The sequence below is a fragment of the Xanthomonas sp. NCPPB 1062 genome, assembly GCF_041481705.2.
GTDB lineage: Bacteria > Pseudomonadota > Gammaproteobacteria > Xanthomonadales > Xanthomonadaceae > Xanthomonas > Xanthomonas euvesicatoria.
Genome location: NZ_CM192987.1, coordinates 4557507 through 4579545, shown reverse-complemented (window position 1 = coordinate 4579545; position 22039 = coordinate 4557507). Strand labels below are relative to the sequence as shown.

The following is a 22039-nucleotide window of genomic DNA, read 5'->3' as shown; positions in this document are numbered from 1 at the left end:
CCGCTGCGGCCTGGCGGGATAGTGCCGTGCATGGCCACGACCGAAGCGTGCCGATGCAACCTGCCGCGCGCCTGACCGATTTGCATGTCTGCCCCATGGTGACCGGGGTGGTGCCGCATGTGGGCGGGCCGATCGTCAGCCCCGGCGCGCCAACGGTATTGATCGGCGGCCTGCCGGCGGCGCGGCTGGGCGACATGGCCGTATGCGTCGGCCCGCCGGACAGCATCGTGGCCGGCGCACCGACCGTGTTGATCGCAGGCCAGCCTGCCGCGCGACTGGGCGACAGCACCGCGCATGGCGGGGTGATCACCCTGGGCTGCTTCACCGTGCTGATCGGGTGAGTACTGCGTGGGGGGCGGCTGGTGGCCGGTGGCAGGCCGCCGCCAGTTGTCTGCCCATGGCGGGCTTGCGCCGGTACTCGAGCCTGCCGGCGCCCGCGGCGATGCCAGGCGGTGGCCGCCCCGGCGCATCGGCACCACGGTCGGGGTGTTGGCGGCTCGTTGCAGACATGACGCCGTGCCCCTGCGCGCTCACATTCGTACCCGCACCACCGGTTGCCGTGTCCTTGGAGAAGCTCATGCAAACTGTGCCACAGCCACATACCGAGCCACTGCAGCAGGCGATCGCCGCGCACCGCAGTGGCCAACTCGAACATGCCGCGCAGCTGTACACGCAGCTGCTGGACGATCAGCCCGCGCATGCCGACGCGCTGCATTACCAGGGCATCCTGTTGCATCAGCGCGGCAACAGCGCCGCGGCAGTGGCCTCCATCACCCAGGCGTTGACGCTGGCGCCCGCGCAACCGGATGCCTGCAACAACCTGGGCAACGTGCACCGCGAATGCGGCCGCCTGCGCGATGCCGAACACTGCTATCGCCGCGCACTGGCGCTGGCGCCTGCACATGCCGACGCGCTGGCGAATCTGGCAGCGGTGCTGGAAGCGCAGCGGCGCAGCGAAGAAGCCTTCGTCACCTACGCGGCGCTGTTGCACACCTATCCGCAGTCCGCGCATGCGCATTACCTGCTCGGCCTGTTCCTGCGCAACAACGCGCAGGCCGCCGAGCATCTGCAGCAATCGGTGCAGTGCCTGCAGCAGGCCTGCACGCTGGCACCGGACCACCTGCACGCCCGCGAGGCGCTGGGCACCGGGCTCTACCTGTTGGGCGAGCATGCGCAGGCGCAAACGGTGTATCGCGACTGGCTGGCGCTTGAGCCGGGCAACCCGGTGGCAACGCATATGCTGGCGGCCTGTGGCGGCGCCGAACCGCCGCCGCGTGCCGGCGATACCTATGTGCGTGAACTGTTCGATGGCTTTGCCGACAGTTTCGACGAACAGTTGCTGCATCACCTGGAGTACCGCGCGCCGCAACGGCTGACCGAGGCACTGGCGGCCTGCCTTGCGCCACCGCATGCGGGCCTGCGCATGCTCGATGCCGGCTGCGGCACCGGGCTGTGTGCGCCGCTGTGGCGCCCGTATGCACGTCAACTGGTGGGCGTGGACCTGTCGCCTGGCATGGTCGCCAAGGCACGCCAACGCGGTGGCTACGATCGGCTGGAGGTCGCCGAACTCACCGCATACCTGCACGCGCAGCACGCGCAGTGGGATGTGATCGGCTCGGCCGACACCTTGGTGTACTTCGGCGCGCTGCAGCCGGTGCTCGCTGCCGCTGCCGGCGCGCTCACGCCAGGGGGCGTGCTGGGGTTCACGGTCGAAGCGCTGGACGAGCCGGACGACCGGGTCGAACTCGATGCCAGCGGGCGCTATCGGCACAGCCATGCGCACGTGCGCGCCGCATTGCGAGGCGCCGGTTTGCAGCCGATCGCGTTGGAATTGGACGTGCTGCGCAGCGAACGCGGCCAGCCGGTGCACGGCTGGGTCGTGACCGCGCGCACGCCTGGGCCAGCCTGAGACGAAATGTCGGCTTTGCTGCACGCACGCATGTGAGCATGCGCGTGACAGTTGCCGTGCCTTTAGCCGCCTGCCGTTGCACGCGCGGGCGCAACACGGCGCCGTCGGTCAGCGCAACGTGCGTTGCCCCATCACCTGTGGATACTTCGATGCCGCGCACCATCACGCTGCACTCCGACCTTGGCGAGCGCCTGCTGCTGCATCGCATGCAGGCCAGCGAGGCGTTGGGGCAGCTGTTCGACTACCGCATCGATGCGTTGTGCACCGAACTGCAGCCCAACCTGCGTGATCTGCTTGGCACGCCAGTGGCGGTGCAGCTGGCCGATGGCGAGGGCGAACAGCGCTGGTATCACGGCATGGTGGCCAGTTGCGCGCACAACGGCTACGCCGTGGTCGATGCGCTCGATTACGCCGTGCTTGAACTGCAGGTGGTGCCCAAACCCTGGCTGCTGACCCAGCGCCGCGATTGCCGCATCTATCAGGACATGAGCGTGCCGGAGATCGTCACCAGCGTGCTGGGCGAGATCGGCTACGGCGATGTGCAGCAGCAGTTGAGCGCGCAGTACGCCAAGCGCACCTACTGCGTGCAATACCGCGAGGACGATTTCAGCTTCATCAGCCGGCTGCTGGAACGCGAAGGCATCTACTACTACTTCACCCATACCCGCAGTGCGCATACGTTGGTGCTGGCCGATGCACTGGGTGCGCATGCAACGAAGAACGGCGTGGACAGCCTGCCCTATGTGCCGCCGGGAACCGACGACCGGCGCCTGATGCGCTCGGTGGTGAGCCATTGGCGCAGTGCGCGCGGCGTGCATTCCAGCCAGCATGGCAGCACCGACTACGACCCGCTGCAGCCGCGTGCATCGCTGGCCGCCGATGCCGATGCCGGCGGCGAACAGTTGCACACCGTCGATGGTCTGATTGCCTTCGACTACCCCGGCGCGCATACCGTGCAGGCCGACGGTCGTCGCTACATGCAGGTGCGCACCGAGGCGCACAACGTGCGGCGCGCCAGCCATGCAGCCACCACCAATGCCTGCGGCCTGATGGTCGGTGCCTTGTTTCACTTGCGCGGGTTTCCGCGCGCCGAACTCAATCAGGAATATCTGGTGCTGTCGGCGCACACCACGCTGGCCGCGCCCGAACACGGCAGCGGCGAGCCGCCGTTTTCCAGCAGCGTGCAGGTGATGGAAAGCCGGCTGCCGTTCCGTAGCCTGCAACGCACCGCAACGCCGACCATTGCCGGCCTGCAGACGGCGGTGGTGACCGGCGACACCGACGAGGACATTGCGGTGGATGCGCATGGCCGCGTGCAGGTGACCTTTCACTGGGCCACTGCGGCACGCCCGCATGCCGCGCCGTCGTGCTGGGTGCGTGTGGCTTCGATGTGGGCGGGCAAGGGCTGGGGCGCAATGAGCCTGCCGCGCGTGGGGCAGGAAGTGGTGGTGAGCTTTCTGGAAGGCGACCCGGACCGCCCGTTGATCGTGGGCAGCGTCTACAACGGCGACCATGCGCCGCCGTTTTCCTTGCCCGATAACAAGACCCAAAGCGGCGTGCGCAGCCGCAGCCTGCTGGGCGGCGCTGCCGATTTCAACGAGTTGCGTTTCGACGACAAGGCCGGCGCGGAAGAACTCTACCTGCGCGCGCAGCGCGATTTGCGCGAAGAGGTGCAGCACGACCACACCAGTACCATCGACAACGATCGGGTACTGGCGGTCAAGCACGACCGTCGTGCGCGGATCGACAACAACGACAGCGTGGAGGTCGGCAAGAAGCTGCTGCTGAAAGCCGGCGAAGAGATCGAATTGGTGACCGGCAGCGCGCGGCTGGTGATGAAACACAACGGCGAGATCGTGTTGAGCGGCATCAAGATCCTGGTCGATGCCAGCTCGGAAGCCAAGATCACCTCCACGGCCATCAAGCTGTTGGCCAATGCACGGCTGCAGGCCAAATCACCGGCCACCGAGGTGGCTGGCGATGCCACGCTCAAACTGACCTCCGGCGGCATGCTCAGCGCCGAAGCCGGTGCCTCGGCCACGCTCAAGGGCCCGTTGGTCAGCATCAAGGCCGACGCCTTGGTGCAGGTCGGCGGCGGCCTGATCATGATCGGATGAGCGCGCCCACGCTCTCGCTGGCGCAGGCCTGTGCGCAGATGCAGCTGTCTGCGCCGGCCTGCGCACAGCTCAGTACGCCGATCACGCCGCAGGCGGCGGTCAGCGCGCTGCTGGCCAGCGGTCACGGCGAAGATGCCATCAAGCTGCTCGCGCGCCTGCTGCCCAAGCGCTACGCGGTGGCCTGGCTGTGCCAATGCGTGCGCGGCGAAACCCTGGACGAGGAAGACCGTGCCGGCGCGGCACTGGCCGAGAAGTGGGTGCGCGAGCCCAGCGAGGCGCATCGTCGCGCCGCGCAGGCATTTGCGCATGCCGGCGACTATGTCTCCCTGGGTGCGTGGCTGGCTGCGGCAGTGGCCTGGTCCGGCGGCAGCCTGGCGCCGCCGCAACAGACCACGCCGGTGCCGCCGGCCGACCATCTCACGGCGCGCGCGGTGGCCGCCGCCATCACCCTGCTGGCCGCGCGCGAGCCGGCGCAGCTGGAGGCGCGGCGCAGCGGCTATGCAGCGCATGCCATGGAGTTGCTGACCAGTGTGGGGGCGCCATGAAGTTGACTAATTGTCGAATTGGCGATCCGCGCGCGGTACATCGTGGGCACGGCATCGGCGCCAACTGCGCGAGACGCAGCTGGTGTTCCAAAGCATGGTTGGATGCGGTGCACACGCCAAGCTACCGCACCAGAAGAAGCCTCGGTGCCGAACCGACAGCGCGGGCGCGCACGGCGATCAGCTTTTGCGACTGTGCTCCAGCGCAGGCGATGTCCGTTTGCCGCATGCACTCCACCGGCAATGACGCACGCAGCGTTTTCTGCCGACATACACCCATGCCAGTCGCACCTTCCGATCACCGTATGCAGGAGTCCATGGCGTGTCCAGTTCGCAGTTGATCCTCACCGTCAGCGGCGCGCAGGCCGCGCAGTTCGGTGCCAGCGCGCAGAAGCGCTTTGCCGGCACCGGCGGCAGCATCGGCCGCTCCGACGAAAGCGATTGGGTCCTGGCCGCGCCCGGTGTCTCGCGCACGCATGCGGTGGTGCGCTTCCTCAACGGGATGTATTTCATCGAAGACCGCAGCACCAACGGCATGTCGCTCAACGGCACTGCGCTGACGCGTGCGGACCCGTCCGCGCTCAGCGATGGCGACCGCCTGCAGCTGGACAGCTTCGAGATCCAGGTGCAGGTCCAATCGCTGGCCGCAGCATCGCCGGCAACACCGGTATTCGACCCGCTGCCAGATGCGATGGACGACCGCACCCAGGTTGCGCCACCGCCGTCGACGCTGCGTGCCCCCTCCGCCACAGCGGGCTTCGATCTGCTGGAGTTCGGCACGCCGCCTGCGGCGCGGCCTGCGGTGGACGCAGTGTTGGACGATCTGCTGCTGAGCGGCGCACCCCGCGAGCTGGATCCGTTGCGCCTGCTCGACCCGTTGCCTGCGCCGGCGCGCGATGCCAGCCCCAGCGCGTGGAATCAGAGCAACGCCCGCCACGACCATTTCCGTCCGCCGGCCAGTCCCGATGCACGTGCCACCTTGCCGGAAAACTGGGACATGACGCTTGGCGATTTTGCGCCAACCGCGCCATTGCCTGCGGTATCGCCCATGGCCGCGCCGGTGGTTTCGCCATTCACGTCGCCGGCGGCGCCGGTTGCAGCCGCAGCATCGGCGGCAACGACGGTGCCGCCGGAGCTGGATCGCATCTTCGCCATCGTGGTCGACGGCGTCATGGACGTGCTGCGTGCACGCGCGGAGATCAAGAACACCTTCCGGCTGCCGGTCACGGTGATCCAGCGCTCGGAGAACAATCCGCTCAAGTTCGCCGCCACCGCCGAAGATGCGCTGCAGAAGTTGCTCGCACCGCCAAGCGCGTCGTTTCTGTCCGGCGTGCCAGCGTTCGAAGATGCCTTCGACGATATCCGCTGCCATCAGATGGCGATGCTGGCCGGCATGCGCGCAGCCTTCGACGCCATGCTGTTCCACTTCAGCCCGGACCGCCTGGAGCAGGAAGCCGACGCCGGCGGCAAGCGCCTGAGTTTCGGTGGCAAGGGGCGTTACTGGGAGCGTTACCGCGACAACTTCGAGCAGCTACGCAGCGACCCGGACGAATGCTTCCGTCGCCTGTTCGGCGATGAGTTCGCGCGTGCCTACGAAGCGCAACTGGCGCGCCTGAAATCGGCACGGCGGCAGCCGGCGGGGCGCGGGATCTAGAACGCTTCATCCAATCGCGTGCCGTCTGCACGGGCACACCGGCGGCGTTGCCAGCGCGCTAGTCAGGCAGAGTCTTGACGAACTCGATGAAGGCGCGCAGCGCCGGCGGTGTGAGGGTGCGATTGGGGTAGTACAGGTACGGGCCCTGGAATGGCTGCCACCACGGGCGCAGGATGGGTTCAAGCGCACCTGTGTCGAACTGCGGCTGCAGCCATTGTTCGAACAGATGCAGGATGCCGCTTCCGGCGATCGCCGCCTGGATCGCCAGCTCGATCCCGCCGCCGATCTCCACCAGCAATTGCCCCTGCGGAACGATGGTGACCACTTCACCGTCGCGCTCGAACTCCCACTCTGCAATGACGCCGCTTGGGAAGCGCCCGCGGATGCAGTCGTGGGCAACGAGTTCCCGCGGGTGGGTGGGGCGTCCGCGCCGGTCCAGGTAGCCTGGCGCAGCCGCCGTTGCGATGCGTTGCACGCGCGGGCCGATCGGGATGGCCACCATGTCCTGCTGCAGCCGTTCGCCATAGCGGATGCCGGCGTCGCAGCGTGCGGCGATCACGTCGACAAAACTTTCTTCGGTCAGGATCTCCAGCGTGATGTCCGGGTACGCCGCCATAAACGCCGGCAGGATCCTCGGCAGCACCAGGCGCGCGGCACTGACCGGCACGTTCAGCCGCAGCGTGCCGGTCGGCGTATCACGAAAGGCGCTGACCACCTCCCTGGCGTTCTCCAGTTCCAGCAAGGCGGGCGCGATGCGTGCCAACAACGCATTGCCTGCATCGGTGAGCACCACGCTGCGTGTGGTGCGGTTGAACAGCCGCACGCCGAGCGATGCCTCCATGCGCTTGATCGCATCGCTATAGGTCGATGCGCTCACACCCGCGCTCTTGGCGGCTTCTCGAAACCCTCCCGCGCGCGCCACGCGCACGAAAGCCTCCATGTCTGCCAGGTGACCGCTCATTGTTCGGCAATCCGTACGGCCCGTCCGCTTTGTGCCGGATTGTCGCACAAGGGTGGCCTACGTACAGTTCCCTTGCGCCGCGGCAGCGGCCACGTAGTCGCCGCAGCGCACGTCCCGCGTTGCTTCTTGCTTCTTCAAGCCACGCGAAAGATCCCGTCGCAATCTCGGCGTGTCCCAACACACGCGGCGGTTTGGCACATCACCCGGATACACACCAAAAGGATTCCCATGAACAGCGGCAAGCCCCTTGGCGGCACATTGACCCTGCCCGGCACCACCCTTGCCATCAATCGGATGGGTTACGGAACCATGCAGTTGCCCGGACCGCATGTCTGGGGACCTCCGCGCGACAAGGCATCGGCCTTGTCGGTGTTGCGCGAAGCAATCGCCCTGGGCGCCAACCACATCGACACCGCGCAGTTCTACGGCCCCGATGTGTCCAACGCACTCATCCGCGAAGCACTGCATCCCTATCGCAGCGATCTGGTCATCGTGACCAAGATCGGTTTCAGCCGTGGCCCCGATGCTTCGTGGAATATCGATGTGTCGCCTGCAAGCCTGAGGCGGCAGGTGCATGAAAACCTGCAGAGCCTCGGCCTGGAGACACTGGACGTGGTCAACGTGAGGCTGGGCACGGCAATGGACACCGACGAGCGTTCGATCGCCGAACCGGTCGCGTGCCTGGCCGAGCTGCAACGCGAGGGCCTCGTACCCACATCGGCTTGAGCAACGTCACTGCGCGACAGTTCGAACAAGCGCAAACACTGGCCAGCATCGTCTGCGTTCAAAACCAGTACAACCTGGTCAAGCGCGACGACGACGCCTTCATCGAGATGCTCGCGCAACAGGGTGTGGCCTATGTTCCGTTCTTTCCGCTCGGCGGCTTTTCGCCCCTGCAGTCGGAGCTGCTGTCGGGCGTTGCCAGGCAGGTAGGCGCGACGCCGAAGCAGGTTGCACTTGCATGGCTGCTGCAGCGCTCGCCCAACATCCTGGTCATCGCGGGAACATCGTCGGTGACGCACCTGCGCGAGAACTTCGCATCCGCCGAGCTGAGCCTGTCGGCCGAGCAGGTCGCAACGCTCGATGGCATCGCTGCCGAGGCCAGTGGCGCTCAATAGGAAGGTGGGCGGCAACATGCCGATTGTCGGCCAACCCGTCTCCGCGCAATCGCCAGGCGGGTGCCTGCGCACCATCCAGGCCAACCAGACGACTCGCGAGGTCTTGTTGGCCGCTCCACGATGCGCCTGCCGCATCGACACCGCAGGCCTGCTCTCACGGCCAGCGCCCCACAGCCCAACGTCTCGCCCAATGACCGCAACGTGACCGGCTGACAGCAGCGGCGCAGGCGTTGGCGCCTGTCCGACAGGGCACGGCGCCTGAGACGTTTTGACGGGTGACCACCTTGGGTGCGCCGCAGAATCGCTCCACCGACACGCATCGGCGGTGCGGCGCTTGCGTCGGCAAGGACCGCCGGGCGTGCCGCGTGCAACGCAGCTCAATGCACCCGACAACGCAGCGCGCGGGCGTTCCTGCAGGCATGCCTGGCAGTCGCATGCAACGCGGTGTGGACGCCTGTGCGCTGCATCTGTGGCCGACCTTTTTCTCAGCGAGTGGATCATGCAGAACAACAAGGTCGTGTGGAGCGAAGGGCTGTTCCTGCGCCCGCAGCATCTGCAGCAGCAGGAGCGCTACCTGGAGCGCTACGTCGACCTGCGTGCGGCGCGGTTGCGGCCGCATGCCTGGGGCGTGAGCGAGCTGGAATGGGAGACCGATCTGCTGGCGGTCGGCAAGCTGGGCCTGCGTCGTGCGCGTGGCGTGTTTGCCGATGGCACGCCCTTCGCCATGCCGGGCGACGACCCGCTGCCGGTGGCGCTGGAGGTCGAGCCCACTTGCCGCGACCAGATCGTCTATCTCACCGTGCCGCTGCGGGTGCCGGCACAACCCGAACTGGGGCGCCCGGAATCGCCGGCCGATCAGCTGTTTCGCTACCGCGTGCGCGAGACCGAGAGCAACGACGCCTCCGGTAGCACCAGCGAAGCGGTGTTGATGGAAGTTGGCGGGTTGAGCACGCGATTGTTGCCGCACTCGCAGCCGTTGGAAGGGCTGGACCGCATCGCGGTGGCGCGCATCATCGAGACGCGCGCCGACCGCCAGGTGGTGCTGGACCCGCATTTCATTCCCAGCGCGATGGTGTGCCAGGCGGCGCCGCGCTTGACCACGTTTCTCACCGAATTGCTCGGCCTGTTGCATCAGCGCGGGGAGGCGCTGGCATCGCGCGTGACGCTGACCGATCGCGGCGGTGCTGCCGATATCGCAGACTTTCTGTTGCTGCAGCTGGTCAACCGTTGGCAGCCGCAGATGGCGCATTGGGCCGCCGCGCCATTGGCGCATCCGGAAGAGCTGTTCCGTGCCCTGGTGGCGCTGGCCGGCGAATTGAGCACGTTCACCGCTGCCGGCAAGCGCCCCCCTGCATGGCCCGCCTATCGGCACGAATCGCAGCAGGACAGTTTCGAGCCGGTGATCGGCGCCCTGCGCAGCAGCCTGAGCGCAGTGCTGGAACAGACCGCCACGCCGCTGCCGATCCAGGCGCGCAAGTTCGGCGTGTGGGTGGCGATGGTGCCGGACCCGGGCCTGCTCGACAGCGCAGCGTTCGTGCTCGCGGCCAAGGCCGACATGCCCAGCGAAGAGTTGCGCCGGCAATTGCCCGCGCACGCCAAGATCGGGCCGGTGGAGCAGATTCGCGATCTGGTCAATCTGCAGTTGCCCGGCATCGTGGCCACGCCCATGCCGGTGGCGCCGCGACAGATTCCGTATCACGCCGGCTATCTGTATTTCGAATTCGACAAGAGCGCAGCGTTGTGGCGAACGCTGAAGACCTCCGGCGGTATCGCATTCTACTTCGGCAGCGAATTCGCCGGGCTGGACCTGCAACTGTGGGCGATCCGGAGCTGAGCATGAGCCGACCTGTTGCCGATCTGGCGCCAGCCTACGCCGCACCGCTGCCGGCCGCCGAGGGCGGCGGCGTGCCCAGCGAAGATACCGACATCAGCGAACTGCTGGGCCGCAGCGTCAACCCGTTGGTGCAGGCCGCCACGCCGCTGCTGCTGTTGGCGGTGCAGTTGCGCCACAGTGCGCAATCGCCCGATGTGGCCCGCCTGCGCGAGCAGGTGATGGCGCAGGTGCGCCGCTTCGAACAACGTGCACGCGATGGCGGCGCGCCGGTGGAGGCGGTCACCGCCGCGCGCTACGTGTTGTGCGCGCTGCTGGACGAAGCGGTGCTCAATGCGCCGTGGGGCGAGCGCAGCGGCTGGTCGCAGAAGACCTTGCTGGTCACCTTCCACAGCGAATCGTACGGCGGCGCCAAGTTCTTCCAGATCCTGGAGCGCTTGTGCGCCGATGTGCCACGGCATCTGGACCTGATCGAGCTGATGTACCTGTGCCTGGCGCTGGGGTTCGTCGGCCGCTACCAGATCGAGTCCGGCGGCATGGTGACGCTGGCGGCCATCCAGGACGATGTCTATCGCCGCATCCGTGCGGCGCGCGGCCCGGCGCCGGACAGCCTGGCCCCGCGTTGGCGCGGGGTGGAAGACCGCCGCCGGCTGGGCCGTTATCTGCCGGTGTGGGCGGCTGCGTTGCTGGGGGCGAGCGTGGTGGTGGTGGCGTTCGTGTGGTTGCAGGCGCGTTTGAACAGCCTGTCCGCACCGATCAGTGCGCAGGCTGCCCAATGGGGCATTGCGCCGGCCACGCCGCCGGACGCTGCGCCCGTGCCGCCGCCGGTGCGGCTCAAGCAGTTGCTCTCCGCGCAGGAACGCGCCGGCCTGCTGCGCGTGGACGAACAGGCCGACGGGCAGACGCGCGTGCGCCTGAGCAGCGCGGCGATGTTCGCCTCCGGCGGGGTGGAGGTGGAGCCGCAGCAGCGCGGCTTGATCGCGCAGATTGCAGCGGCCATCGAGCAATTGCCAGGGCGGGTGATCGTGGTCGGGCACACCGACGACGTGCCGGTGCGCTCGCTGCGCTTCCAGGACAACTACGCCTTGTCGGCCGCACGTGCGCAGGCGCTTGCGCAGGTGTTGCAGGCGCAGCTGAGTACGCCGGGGCGGGTGGACGCCATCGGCGCTGGCGATTCGCAACCGATCGCACGGCCAGTGCAATTGCCGGCCAACCGCGCGCGCAATCGCCGCGTGGAGATCCTGTTCCAGCCTGGGGAATGACGATGAAGACGCTGTTGTCCAAGCTGAGCGCAACGGTGGTGGTTGGCCTGCTGGCGCTGTGCCTGCTGTCGGTGCTGCTGTGGGTGGGTGGGCCGTATGTGGCGCTGGCCGGCTGGAGCCCGCTGAGCAGCGTGGCGGCGCGGCTGCTGGCGATCGTGTTGCTGGTGGTGGCGTGGGTGGGCGTGCTGGCGCTGCGCCGCTGGCGCACGCAGGCACGTGCGGCGACCTTGTCCAGCGCGCTGGCGGCGCCGGGCCGCGACGACGACCGTGAGCTGCGCAGCGGGCAGGAACGCGCGCAGCTGCAGGCGCGCTTCCAGCAGGCGATCCAGTTGCTACGCAAGCGGCGCGGCGGCGCCGATCTGTACACGCTGCCGTGGTATGCGCTGATCGGCCCGCCCGGTTCGGGCAAGAGCACCTTGCTGCAGCATTCGGGCCTGCAGTTTCCGCTGGCTGCGCGCATGGGCGATGCGGCGTTGCGCGGCGTCGGCGGCACCCGCGATTGCGAATGGTGGTTCACCGACGAAGCGGTGTTGCTGGACACCGCCGGGCGCTATACCACGCAGGATTCGGACCAGGCGGTGGATGCCGGCGCGTGGCGCGATTTCCTGCGCCTGTTGCGACGCTATCGCCCGCGCCGCCCGCTCAACGGCGTGTTGGTGACGATGAGCATGTCGGACCTGTTGCTGCTCGACGATGCCGAGCGCGACACCCACATGCAGGCGATCCGCCGCCGCCTGGACGAACTGGCCGAGCAGTTGCAGGCCAGCGTGCCGGTGTATCTGATCTTCACCAAGTGCGATCTGATCGGCGGCTTTGGCGAGTTCTTCGACGATCTGACGCCGGCGCAGCGCAACCAGGTGTGGGGCATGACGTTTGCGCTGGCGCAGACCCTGGACGGGCAGGCGGCGCGCAGGTTCGCCGACGAGTTCGGCGTGCTGCAGCAGCAGCTGAGCGCTCGCCTGTTCGAACGCCTGCACCTGGAACGCGACCGTCTGCGGCGTGCGGCAATCCTGTCGTTTCCGCAACAGGTTGCCGCACTCGGCGAGCGTGCGCGGCAATTCGTCGAAGGCACCTTCGCCGGCAATGCGTATGGCCCGGCACCGTTGCTGCGCGGGGTGTATTTCACCTCTGGCACGCAGGACGGCACGCCGATCGACCGCATGATGGGCGCGGTGGCGCGCACCTTCGGCCTGGAAGAAGCGCGCGTGCAGGCGCCGGGCGCGCAACGGCGCACCTTTTTCGTCGAGCGGCTGCTGCGCGAGGTGGTGCTGCGCGAATCCGGCCTGGCCAATACCCCGCCCACCCGGCAGCGCCGCAGGGCGTGGTTGCAGGCCGCCGCGTACGCGGGTGTGGCGCTGCTGACCGGCGCAGTGCTGGCCGGGTTGGGGCTCAGCTACGTGGGCAACCGTGCGTACCTGCATCAGGTACGCGCTGCACTGGACGCGCGGCCGGCAGTGCCCGATCCCAATGCCGCCACCGGCATGCCCGAGTACGTCGCGCGCACCCTGCAGCAAGCCGATGCGACGCAGGCGGTGGTGAAGGTGGCGCAGCAGTATCGCGCCGGCGCGCCGTGGTCGTTGCGCATGGGGTTGTTCCAGGGCCAGGCGGTGGGCGAGCAAGTGCAGGCCGGCTACCTGCGTCAGCTCAACGCCACCTTGTTGCCGGCCTTGGCGGTGCGCCTGCGCACCGGTCTGGTCGACAACGCACAGGCACCGCAGGCGCTGTACTACACGCTCAAGGGCTATCTGATGCTGGGCCAGCCGCAGCATCTGGACCCGGCGCAACTCAGCGCGCTGGCCGCCATCGAAGCGGCAAAATTGTTCCCGCGCGAGCCGGCATTGCAGCAGGCGCTGGGTGCGCATCTGCAGGCCGTGCTCGATTCGCCCACGCGCGTGCGTGCGCTGTCGCTGGACAATCAGCGCATCGCCCAGGCGCGCGCCAGCCTGCGCGCCGCCGACCTATCGACACTGATCTACGGCAACCTGTTGCTGACCCCGCCGGACGGCACGCCGTTGCGGCTGGATAAAGCGCTGGGCCTGCTGGCCGACACCTTCGTGCGCCGCAGTGGCACGGCGTTGTCCACCCCGGTGCCGGCGCTGTACACCCAGCCGGTATTCGCCGCGTTGCAACGCGATGGCATCGGCCAGGCGGTGGAACGCTTCGGCCGCGACGATTGGGTCTTCGGCGGTGCGGCGCTGAATGCGTCCGCCAAGGCCACGCTGGTGCGCGAAGTGGGGCAGCGCTACACGGCCGATTACATCCGTTACTGGGATGCGTTGCTGGCCGATCTGCAACTGCGCCCGTCGGCCGATCTGGCCGGTGCCAGCGCCACGGCCGCCAAGCTGGCCGGGCCCAGTTCGCCACTGCGGCTGCTGCTGGGCGTGGTCGGCGAGCACACCCAGGCAATGGACCGCGCACCACCGGCAGACCCCGCGCAGCGCGCGCTGGCAGCTGCCGCCAACTCGGCAGGCACCAAGGCGACTGCCGCCGCGGCCAAACTCCCCGGCGGGGCGGCGATGAGCGCCGCGCTGGCCACGCCCGCCGAGGGTGGCGCAGCTGCAGCGCCGACACCGGGTGCGGCGATCAGCGAGCATTTTCTGGCGCTCAACGCCTTGGCCGCCGGCGCGCCCGGCAGCACGCCGCTGGACCATCTGCTGAGCGTGCTCGATCAGCTCGGCAGGCAATTGCTGGTGATTTCCCAGGGCGGCGGCGATGCCGCGGCGGCTAACGCGCAACTGGCATTGGCCCGGCAGGAAATGGCGCAACTGCCGCCGCCGGTGACCGACTGGCTGCAGAGCCTGGCCGGCAGCAGCGCCACCTTGATGACCCAGGGCGCACGCGCCGCGCTGGATGCGCAGGTCAGGCAATCGGTGGGCGAGGTGTGCACGGATTTCGTGCGCGGCCGCTACCCGTTCGATCCGCAGGCGCAGGTGGAGATCCCGCTGCAGAATTTCGGCGAGTTGTTCGGTAGCGGCGGCCGTCTGGATGCGCTGTATACCGGCACCGTCAAACCGCTGCTGGACACCCAGTCCCCGCAATGGCGCTGGAAGGATGGCCCGGACGCGGTCATCGGCGCGCCCGGTCTGCCGGTGCAACTGCAACTGGCGCAGCGGATCCGGCAGAAATATTTTCGCGGCGGGCCCACGCCGCAGATCGGCTTTACGGTGCTGGCGCCCACGCTGGGCGAAGGCGTGACCCGGCTGACGCTGGATATCGAAGGCCAGCGCTACGACTACCAGCCCGGCGCGGCGCAAAGCATGCCGATGATCTGGCCCGGGCCGGTGCCGGGGCATGTGTCCATCGCCGCCTTCGGCGCCGATGGCGTGGCGCTGGGTACGCTGGACTACCAGGGCGATTGGGCGCTGTTCCGCGCGCTGCAGGCCGGGCACCTGGAAAACCCGTCGGACCTGCGCTTTGTCGCCCGCTTCGCGCTTGGCGGCCACGACGTGCAGGTGCCGCTGCGGGCCGGCAACCTGCGCCACCCGTTTCTGGACAGCGACGTCCAGCACTTCGCGTGCGGCGGATGAGCATGCCGGCGCACGAACCACTCGGTTTCCACGGCAAGTTGCCCGGCGTGGGCGACTTCGTGCAGCGGCGCCTGCCGGCCAGCTTCGTGCAGCCGTGGGACCTGCAGTTCGCCAACTGCCTGGACACGGCGCGCCAGCAACTCGGGCAGCACTGGCCTGGCGCGTATCGCAACAGCGGCCTGCGCGCGTTTGCGTTGGGGCCGGGCGTGTGCGGCGCGCAGGCCTGGGCCGGCCTGCTCGGCCCGGGCGAAGACCGCGTGGGGCGCTGTTTTCCGCTGACCGTGGCAATGCCGTTGCCGCACCTGCGCCTGCCGTCGGCGGCATGGTTCGGCGCGGTGGCTGCGTGCCTGGGCCGCAGCTTGCGCGCACGCACCGATGCGGCCGGATTCGATGCCGCGCTGCGCGCGCTCGGCGTGCCGGCCGCGCCTTCCAGCACGCATGTACCGGCGCCCGGCCAATCGCTGTGGTGGCGGTTGGGCGCGGCCGCGCAATCGATCGACGGGCTGCCCGCCGCCCAGATGTATCTGGAGTGGTTGCTGGCCGAGCAGGACATCACCGAGGTGACCCGATGAGCGCGCCCTACCAATCGGCCGGGCACACCGAGACCGGCAAGGTGCGCCGGCTCAACGAAGATGCCTTGCTGCTGCGCGAAGACGCCGGCCTCTGGGTGGTGGCCGATGGCCTGGGTGGCCACAGCGCCGGCGATTACGCCAGCCAGCTGCTGGTGCAGCGGCTGAGCGCATTGGTGCGCCCGGCCGACCTGTGCGATTTCCTGGACGCCATCGACGACACCCTGGCGCAGATCAATCGCGAGCTGCTGCAGGTTGCGCGCGAGCGCCGCGTGGACATGATCGCCACCACCGTGGTGGTGCTGGTGCACGACCCGGATTTCATGCTGTGCGGCTGGGTCGGCGACAGCCGCATCTACGCGCAGCATGGCGGCCCGCTGCGCCAGCTCACCCGCGACCACGTGCACGGCGTGCGCGACGATGTCACCCAGTTCGGCAGCGCACACGCCAGCGCCGCGGCGGCCGGCGTGCTCACGCGCGCGGTGGGTGCGCAAGAGCCGCTGTTCGTCGATTGGGTGCTGACGCCGAGCCTGCCGGGCACGCAGTTTCTGCTGTGCAGCGACGGCATCAACAAGGAAATCCCGGACCCGGAGCTGGATGCCGAATGCCATCGCTTCGGCGATCCACGCGCGCTGCTGGCGCGTCTGTTCGAATTGGCGATGGGGAGGGCGGCACGCGACAACGTCACCGCCGTCGTCGTCCGCCTGCAGGAGTAAGTGCATGCACGAAGACACCGCCACCGTGACCGAACTGGTCACCGCCATGCGCCGCGGCGCGCTCGACCTCAATGCCGTCCTGGCCGCGCTGGGCAAGCGCGCCGCGGTACCGGAGGCCGAATACCGTGCCGGGGTGGAAACGCTGTGGACGCTGCAACGCCAGCACCTGCTCGACGATGCCACCGTGACCACGCTGGTGAGCCGGCTGGATGCGTTGCGCGATCGTGCGATTGCGCCTGCGCCGTCGGCAACGCAGCAGCCAATACCCACGCCAACGATGGTCGACGACGATGCCACCGTGGTGATGCCACGACCCGGCCCGGCGCGCGTGGTCGAAGACGACATCACCCGCGTGCAACCGGCGCAGCCCCTGCCCGGCGATGCGCCCAGCCTCACCAGCCTGGGGCTGGGCACGCCCACCCACCTCGGCACGCAGACCGGCACGGGCACCGGCACCGGCACGGCCGGTACCGCCAGCCTGTCCAGCTGGCAGCACCTGGCCGAAGCTACCGGTGGCGATCATGCCGGTGTTGGCAGCCTGCTCAAAGGCCGCTTCCAGCTCGAACGCGAACTCGGCCGCGGCGGCATGGGGGTGGTGTATCTGGCCCGCGACGAACGCAAGGTGGAAGCACGCGACCGCGACCCGTGGCTGGCGGTCAAAGTGCTCAGCGACGAATTCCGCCGCCATCCCGACGCACTGGTCGCCCTGCAGCGCGAAGCGCGCCGCTCGCAGAAGCTGGCCCACGACAACATCGTGCGCGTGTACGACTTCGACAAGGATCGCACCCTGGTCTTCATGACCATGGAGTACATCGACGGTTGCGACCTGAAAACGCTGATCCGCGAACAGGCCTACAACGGCATGCCGCTCAAGCAGGCCTGGCCGCTGATCGAGGGCATGGGCCGGGCGCTGATGCGCGCGCACGCGGCCGGCATCGTGCATTCGGATTTCAAGCCCGGCAACGTCATGGTCACCCGCGATGGCGTGGCCAAGGTGTTCGATTTCGGCATCGCACGCGCCGGCAAGCATGCGGCCGATGTCGCCGGCGAACAGACCGTGTTCGATGCGGCCACGCTGGGCGCATTGACGCCGGCCTATGCCAGCCTGGAAATGATCCGCGGACAGGCGCCCACCCCGGCCGACGATCTGTACGCGCTGGGATGCGTGTGTTTCGAATTGCTGACCGGCAAGCACCCATTCGACAAACTCAGTGCCGAAGTGGCGCTGCGCGAAGGCCGCCGCCCGCCGCCGGTGCCGGGCCTGACCCGTCGCCAGTACGCCACGTTGTGCGCGGCCGTGGCATTCCCGGCTGCGCAGCGGCTCACGCGCGTGGACCAACTGCTCGACGGCCTGCGCCAGGTGCCTCTGCGCGAGCGCGCGCTGCCGTTGATCGGCTATGGCGCCACCGCGCTCGCGCTGGTCGGCGTGGGCGGGTGGGGCGCATCGCGTTATCTGCATCAGCGCCATCTGGATGAGGTCATCGCACGCTTCGGTGCGCAGGACCCGCAGCAGTACCGCAACGAAACCCAGGTCATGCAGGCGCTGTCCAGCCTGAGCGCAGACGACCGCCGGCGCGTGCTGATGGACCGCAGCGACCTCATCGAAGATTTCCTGCTGCGTCGCCTGGACGCGCTGTGGAATCCGGCTAACGGCCGCGACGATTACCGCGGCGCGTTGCAGGTGTTCGCCTTGCGCGACCGGTTGCGGCTGTATTCGCCCGCGCTGGATGCGCGTCGCCAGGCCATCGAGCGCGAAAAGAACCAACGCCTCAACGCGCTCGACACCACGCTCAATCGCCAGCTCGATGCCGGGCTGTTGTTCCGCACCCGGCCCGACAACGCACTGGCCACGCTCGACCAGGTGCGCCGCATCGATCCGGGCAGCAGCCTGCTGCGCCATTCCGCACTGGAAGTACGCCTGGACGCGGCCATCGCGCAGGCGGTGGCGGCCGGGCAACTCACCACCGCGCGGACCGAAGTAGAACAGGCGCGCGCAGCGTTTCCGGACTCGTTGCGCTTGCAGTTGCGCAGCGCCGAGGTCGGCGTGGCCGAGCAGCAAGCCAAACGCACGCCGGTTGCCGCCGCGCCGCGCGATGCCGACAGCGCGCGCAAGGCACTGGCTGCCGATCTGGCCAACCCCAGCACCGACCCGGCCTGGCGCGCGCGTATCGACGCCGCACTGGCCGCACTGCCGGTGGCCGAGCGCAGCAGCCAGGGCAGCGCGCTGGCGGAGGCCATCAGCACGGCGGTTGCCGCACAAAGCGACCCCGCACAGCTGGCTGGCGCGCAGGCGCTGGTGGATGTCGGCCTGGGCGTGGCCCCGCAATCGGCCGGCCTGCTGGCCCAGCGCACACGCCTGCAGACGCTGGAGCACCAGCTCGAACAAGCGTTGGCGCGCGAAAGCGCCGAGTCCGAACTGGCCGCGCGGATCGAGTCGCTGCGCCGCGCCGCCGCCGCCAACGATCTGGGCAAGACCCGCGATGCGCTGGCGCGCATCCGCACCCTGCAACCGGACCATCCGTTGTTGCGCAGCGAAGGCCCGCAACTGCTCTCGCAGGTGTATCGCAACACCGCCGGCGATGCGTTCGCACACGGGCGATACGCGCAGGCGGCCGACCTGCTGAGGCAAGGGCTGCAGACGCTCGGCCAGCGCGACGAACTGCGCAGCGCGCAAACCCGTTATGCGGTGGCCGCCGCAGTGATGACCGCGGGCACGCTGGCGCCCGGCGAACGCCAGCAACTCGCCGGGCGCCTGCAAACGCTCTATCGCACCGACGCCACCGCGCTGGCGCAATTGGAGGCGCAGATGAAGGCGGCCGGCCAATTGCCGGAAGGCTCGTTGTCGGCCCGTCTGCAACGCGCGCCCGCCGCCGATGCGCCGGCCGACGCCAGCGTGTCGCCGGGCGGCGCCACCGAGACAGCTGCGCCGGCCGCCGGCGCAAGACCGGCGCGCGGCAAATCCGCTGCCAAGCCCGCCGCCACCCCAACGACTGCGCGCGACCCCGCCGCTGCGGCATTGCCCGCCAACGCGGACGATGCCGACAGCCTGCCGCCGGTGCCCACCGGCCCGGATCCCTGCGCCGGCCTGGCCGGGCGTGCCGCGGCGTGCTTCGACACACTCGGGCAGACCCGCGGGCCGATGCTGGTGGTGATCCCGGCCATCGCCGGCGGCAAGCCGTACGCGTTGTCGCGCGGCGAAGTGGCGGTGGCCGATTTCAACCTGTTCTGCCAGGCCACCGGCCGCTGTACCGCCCAGGCCGCCGCCACCCCGGAGCTGGCGCGCGCGCCGGTGCGCAATATCAGCCTGACCCTGGCGCGCGCCTATCTGCGCTGGCTCACCATCGGCAGCGGCGGCTGGCGGTACCGCCTGCCCAGCGATGCCGAGTGGCTGCATGCCGCGCAGGCGGCCAGCAACTGGCGGCAGGCCGAAGACAGCAATTGCGTGCCGCCCAACGCCAGTGCCGGCGATGCCGCGCGCGCACCGGTGTCGGCACGCGGGCGCGATGCCAATCCCTGGGGCCTGATCAATCTCACCGGCAATGTCTGGGAATGGGTATCGACCGGAACAGGCGTGCAGGCGCGCGGCGGAAGTTTTTCCAGCTACTGGTCCGATTGCACGGTGCAGGCCAGCCGCGCCGACAACGGCTCGGCGCAACCGGACGTGGGCCTGCGCGTGCTGCGGGAGCTGCCGTGAGCGCCGCCCCGCCGTCGCCCACCGCTGCCGCTGCGCACCCGGCCAATGCGCAGCTGCAGGCGCTGGCGTTGGCGCATCAGCAGGGCCAACTCGACCGCGAGCAGTACCGCGCACGCCGTCGGCGCGTACTGGACGCCGCCCGCCAGACCCAGGGGGCGACCCTGCGCAACGCCTTGCCGAGTTCGCCTGATGCCCGGCCGGGCCCGCTGTCGGCGCATCCGGTCGCACGCAAACTGCGCAGTCAGGTGGCAGCGGTCTTCATAATCGTGATGCTCATCGCAATAATCTTGCTAACATTGCATAAATGTACGTCGGGGTTTGATCGACGTTCAGCAAGGGGCGAGGTCAGACACGCCGATCGCCGTGCAGTCGCCGCCGTGGCGCCTGCGTGTGCAGCGGGACACGTCGGCCATGCGCAACACCGGATGGTCTCAGGGGAAATGGACGTATGCGTATGACGTGTCTGGCCGCGGCGGTGTCCGCGTGCCTACTGCTGGCCGCACCTGGGTGGGCGCAGTCGCCGACCGATGCCACGGCTGCTGCGCAGTCGGCAGCGGCGGTGCCGGCCATGAGGGACCGGACCGAGGCGGTCACCGTGCAGGTGCGCGGCTTTCGCGTGCGCGATGTGGGCCACTACCCGGAAGCCGGCATCGACCCGGCCCGCATGCAGGCCGTGGCCGACGCTGCCTTCGCCGAGCTGGCCCAGGGCCAGCCGGTGGTGGCATTGCGCTTCGATCAACTGCAGGCGGTCGCCGATGCGGTCACCCGCGCCTACCGGCAGGCCGGCTTCATCGTCAGCACGGCCTATCTGCCGGCGCAGACGCCGGGCCCCGACCAACTGATCGAAATCCGCGTGCTGGAAGGGCGCATCGGCCAGATCAGCGTGCAGGGCGCCGCACGCTACCGCGGCAACGCATTGTCGGCACCGCTGCGCCAGCTGCAGGGCCGCCCGCTGCGCAAGCAGGACGTGGACACCGCGCTGTTGTATGCGCGCGATCTGCCGGGCGTGTCGGTGTCGTCGGTGCTGCAGCCGGGCCAGAAGGAAGGCGAGACCGACGTGGTGCTGGTCGCCAGCGAGGCCGCCCGCCCGTATGTGATCACCCTGGGCGGCAACAACTACGGCACCGAGCTGACCGGCCGTTATCGCGCCCAGGCCGGCATCACCTGGAATAGTCCGCTCGGCCTGGGCGATGTGTTCGCCGCCAACTACGCCTATTCGCTGGCGCCGCGGCAGAGCCAGATCGGCGCGCTGTCTTATGGCCTGCCGATCGGCAGCGTGTCCGGCCTGAGCGCGGTGGTGGGCGCCAGCCGCAGCGAACTGGAAGTGCGCAACGGCGTGTTCGCCCGGCTTGGCCTGAAGGGGCCGACCTCCATCGTCTACACCGGCGCCGACTGGAAATTCATCAACACCGAAACGCTGCAGCTGCAGGGCTCGGCGCGCTATCTGCGCGAGCAATCCAAGCTCAGCGCGCTGGGCATGCAGTTGTCCGACCAGCAGTTCGATGTCGCCGAACTGGGCCTGTCGTTGCGGCGCACCGACCTGCGCTGGCGCGGCGTGGATCTGCTGCAGGGGAGCGTGCGGCAATCCTTGCGCGACCGCTCGGCGGCGGTGGACCAGATCAGCCCCGGTCGCGACAGCTATTTCACCATCGCGCGGCTGGCCTACACGCGCCTGCAATACCTCACCCGCACGCAGCGGCTGTACTTCAAGTTCAACGGCCAATACAGCGACGACACGCTGACCCCGATGGAGCAGTTCGCTGTCGGTGGGCCCGACAGCGTGCGCGCCTATCCGGTCTCCGATGCATTGGGCGACCGCGGGTATTACACCGCGCTCGAATACCACATCGATGCCCCCGGTTTTGCCGATGCCGCATCGCCGTTCAATGGCCGGCCCTGGCGCGAATTGCTGGAGCTGGATGTTTTCGCCGACCACGCCCGCGTGTTCGCCGCCAATGGCCGCCTGGCGCCGGCCAGTTTCGATGCCGCCGGCGTGGGCCTGACCTTCCGCTTGCCGCAGTACGCCAATTTCGAGTGGCGCATCAGCGCCGCGCTTCCGACCGGTGCGCGCGATGCCTCCGACGGACGCGACGACGCCCGCATCTACACGCGTTTCGGCTTCACTTTCTGAGGGATCTG

At 68.8% G+C, this 22039-nt stretch carries 14 protein-coding genes and 1 pseudogene; 14 read left to right on the top strand and 1 reads right to left on the bottom strand.

All coding sequences use genetic code 11. The features are described from left to right. Nucleotides 1–26 precede the first annotated feature (26 nt). The 5 genes from ACCQ16_RS19650 (at nucleotide 27) to tagH (ending at nucleotide 6222) form a co-directional block, all read left to right on the top strand. On the top strand, nucleotides 27–341 hold the full coding sequence (locus ACCQ16_RS19650) for a PAAR domain-containing protein (protein WP_014091406.1): 315 nt from the start codon (nucleotides 27–29) through the stop codon (nucleotides 339–341). A gap of 236 nt (nucleotides 342–577) precedes the next feature. After that, the gene (locus ACCQ16_RS19645) at nucleotides 578–1909 is read left to right on the top strand and encodes a tetratricopeptide repeat protein (RefSeq protein ID WP_277573255.1); all 1332 of its coding nucleotides are present in this window, start codon (nucleotides 578–580) and stop codon (nucleotides 1907–1909) included. A gap of 149 nt (nucleotides 1910–2058) precedes the next feature. Beyond that, nucleotides 2059–4026, top strand: a complete 1968-nt coding sequence (locus ACCQ16_RS19640; RefSeq protein ID WP_277573256.1) for a type VI secretion system Vgr family protein — start codon at nucleotides 2059–2061, stop codon at nucleotides 4024–4026. After that, nucleotides 4023–4571, top strand: a complete 549-nt coding sequence (locus tag ACCQ16_RS19635) for a DUF6931 family protein (RefSeq protein ID WP_008573306.1) — start codon at nucleotides 4023–4025, stop codon at nucleotides 4569–4571. Before ACCQ16_RS19640 ends, ACCQ16_RS19635 begins: the two co-directional genes overlap by 4 nt. Before the next feature lie 319 nt (nucleotides 4572–4890). After that, nucleotides 4891–6222, top strand: a complete 1332-nt coding sequence (gene tagH / locus ACCQ16_RS19630; RefSeq protein WP_277573257.1) for a type VI secretion system-associated FHA domain protein TagH — start codon at nucleotides 4891–4893, stop codon at nucleotides 6220–6222. Between the two features lie 58 nt (nucleotides 6223–6280). Here the strand turns inward: tagH and ACCQ16_RS19625 are convergent, their stop codons facing one another. Then, nucleotides 6281–7162, bottom strand: coding sequence for a LysR family transcriptional regulator (locus ACCQ16_RS19625; RefSeq protein WP_209261785.1), 882 nt, complete (start codon nucleotides 7160–7162; stop codon nucleotides 6281–6283). 249 nt (nucleotides 7163–7411) lie between these two features. Here ACCQ16_RS19625 and ACCQ16_RS19620 point away from each other — a divergent pair. The 9 genes and pseudogenes from ACCQ16_RS19620 (at nucleotide 7412) to ACCQ16_RS19580 (ending at nucleotide 22031) form a co-directional block, all read left to right on the top strand. Then, nucleotides 7412–8301: pseudogene (locus ACCQ16_RS19620) on the top strand (aldo/keto reductase family oxidoreductase). A 499-nt stretch (nucleotides 8302–8800) separates the two neighbouring features. Further along, a complete protein-coding gene (gene tssK, locus ACCQ16_RS19615; RefSeq protein ID WP_372380364.1) occupies nucleotides 8801–10135 on the top strand; it encodes a type VI secretion system baseplate subunit TssK in 1335 nt (444 codons plus the stop codon). Continuing rightward, nucleotides 10117–11394: a type IVB secretion system protein IcmH/DotU gene (gene icmH, locus ACCQ16_RS19610; RefSeq protein ID WP_277573258.1), complete on the top strand. Its 1278-nt coding sequence runs from the start codon at nucleotides 10117–10119 to the stop codon at nucleotides 11392–11394. The genes tssK and icmH overlap by 19 nt, the downstream gene beginning before the upstream one ends. Then, a complete protein-coding gene (gene tssM / locus ACCQ16_RS19605; RefSeq protein ID WP_277573259.1) occupies nucleotides 11391–14921 on the top strand; it encodes a type VI secretion system membrane subunit TssM in 3531 nt (1176 codons plus the stop codon). Before icmH ends, tssM begins: the two co-directional genes overlap by 4 nt. Further along, nucleotides 14918–15493, top strand: coding sequence for a type VI secretion system-associated protein TagF (gene tagF, locus ACCQ16_RS19600; RefSeq protein ID WP_277573260.1), 576 nt, complete (start codon nucleotides 14918–14920; stop codon nucleotides 15491–15493). Before tssM ends, tagF begins: the two co-directional genes overlap by 4 nt. After that, nucleotides 15490–16206: a PP2C family protein-serine/threonine phosphatase gene (locus ACCQ16_RS19595; RefSeq protein ID WP_011348989.1), complete on the top strand. Its 717-nt coding sequence runs from the start codon at nucleotides 15490–15492 to the stop codon at nucleotides 16204–16206. Before tagF ends, ACCQ16_RS19595 begins: the two co-directional genes overlap by 4 nt. A gap of 4 nt (nucleotides 16207–16210) precedes the next feature. Then, nucleotides 16211–19900: a protein kinase domain-containing protein gene (locus ACCQ16_RS19590; RefSeq protein WP_277573261.1), complete on the top strand. Its 3690-nt coding sequence runs from the start codon at nucleotides 16211–16213 to the stop codon at nucleotides 19898–19900. Continuing rightward, on the top strand, nucleotides 19897–20358 hold the full coding sequence (locus ACCQ16_RS19585; protein ID WP_277573262.1) for a hypothetical protein: 462 nt from the start codon (nucleotides 19897–19899) through the stop codon (nucleotides 20356–20358). The genes ACCQ16_RS19590 and ACCQ16_RS19585 overlap by 4 nt, the downstream gene beginning before the upstream one ends. After that, nucleotides 20355–22031, top strand: a complete 1677-nt coding sequence (locus tag ACCQ16_RS19580; protein WP_277569306.1) for a ShlB/FhaC/HecB family hemolysin secretion/activation protein — start codon at nucleotides 20355–20357, stop codon at nucleotides 22029–22031. The genes ACCQ16_RS19585 and ACCQ16_RS19580 overlap by 4 nt, the downstream gene beginning before the upstream one ends. Nucleotides 22032–22039: the final 8 nt, after the last annotated feature.

What these genes read in the sequence shown, in the direction of transcription:
- ACCQ16_RS19645 (WP_277573255.1), top strand. Translation starts at nt 578, where the DNA reads ATGCAAACTGTGCCACAGCCACATACCGAGCCACTGCAGCAGGCGATC.
- ACCQ16_RS19640 (WP_277573256.1), top strand. Translation starts at nt 2,059, where the DNA reads ATGCCGCGCACCATCACGCTGCACTCCGACCTTGGCGAGCGCCTGCTG.
- ACCQ16_RS19635 (WP_008573306.1), top strand. Translation starts at nt 4,023, where the DNA reads ATGAGCGCGCCCACGCTCTCGCTGGCGCAGGCCTGTGCGCAGATGCAG.
- ACCQ16_RS19625 (WP_209261785.1), bottom strand. Translation starts at nt 7,162, where the DNA reads ATGGAGGCTTTCGTGCGCGTGGCGCGCGCGGGAGGGTTTCGAGAAGCC.
- tssK (WP_372380364.1), top strand. Translation starts at nt 8,801, where the DNA reads ATGCAGAACAACAAGGTCGTGTGGAGCGAAGGGCTGTTCCTGCGCCCG.
- tssM (WP_277573259.1), top strand. Translation starts at nt 11,391, where the DNA reads ATGACGATGAAGACGCTGTTGTCCAAGCTGAGCGCAACGGTGGTGGTT.
- tagF (WP_277573260.1), top strand. Translation starts at nt 14,918, where the DNA reads ATGAGCATGCCGGCGCACGAACCACTCGGTTTCCACGGCAAGTTGCCC.
- ACCQ16_RS19595 (WP_011348989.1), top strand. Translation starts at nt 15,490, where the DNA reads ATGAGCGCGCCCTACCAATCGGCCGGGCACACCGAGACCGGCAAGGTG.
- ACCQ16_RS19590 (WP_277573261.1), top strand. Translation starts at nt 16,211, where the DNA reads ATGCACGAAGACACCGCCACCGTGACCGAACTGGTCACCGCCATGCGC.
- ACCQ16_RS19580 (WP_277569306.1), top strand. Translation starts at nt 20,355, where the DNA reads ATGACGTGTCTGGCCGCGGCGGTGTCCGCGTGCCTACTGCTGGCCGCA.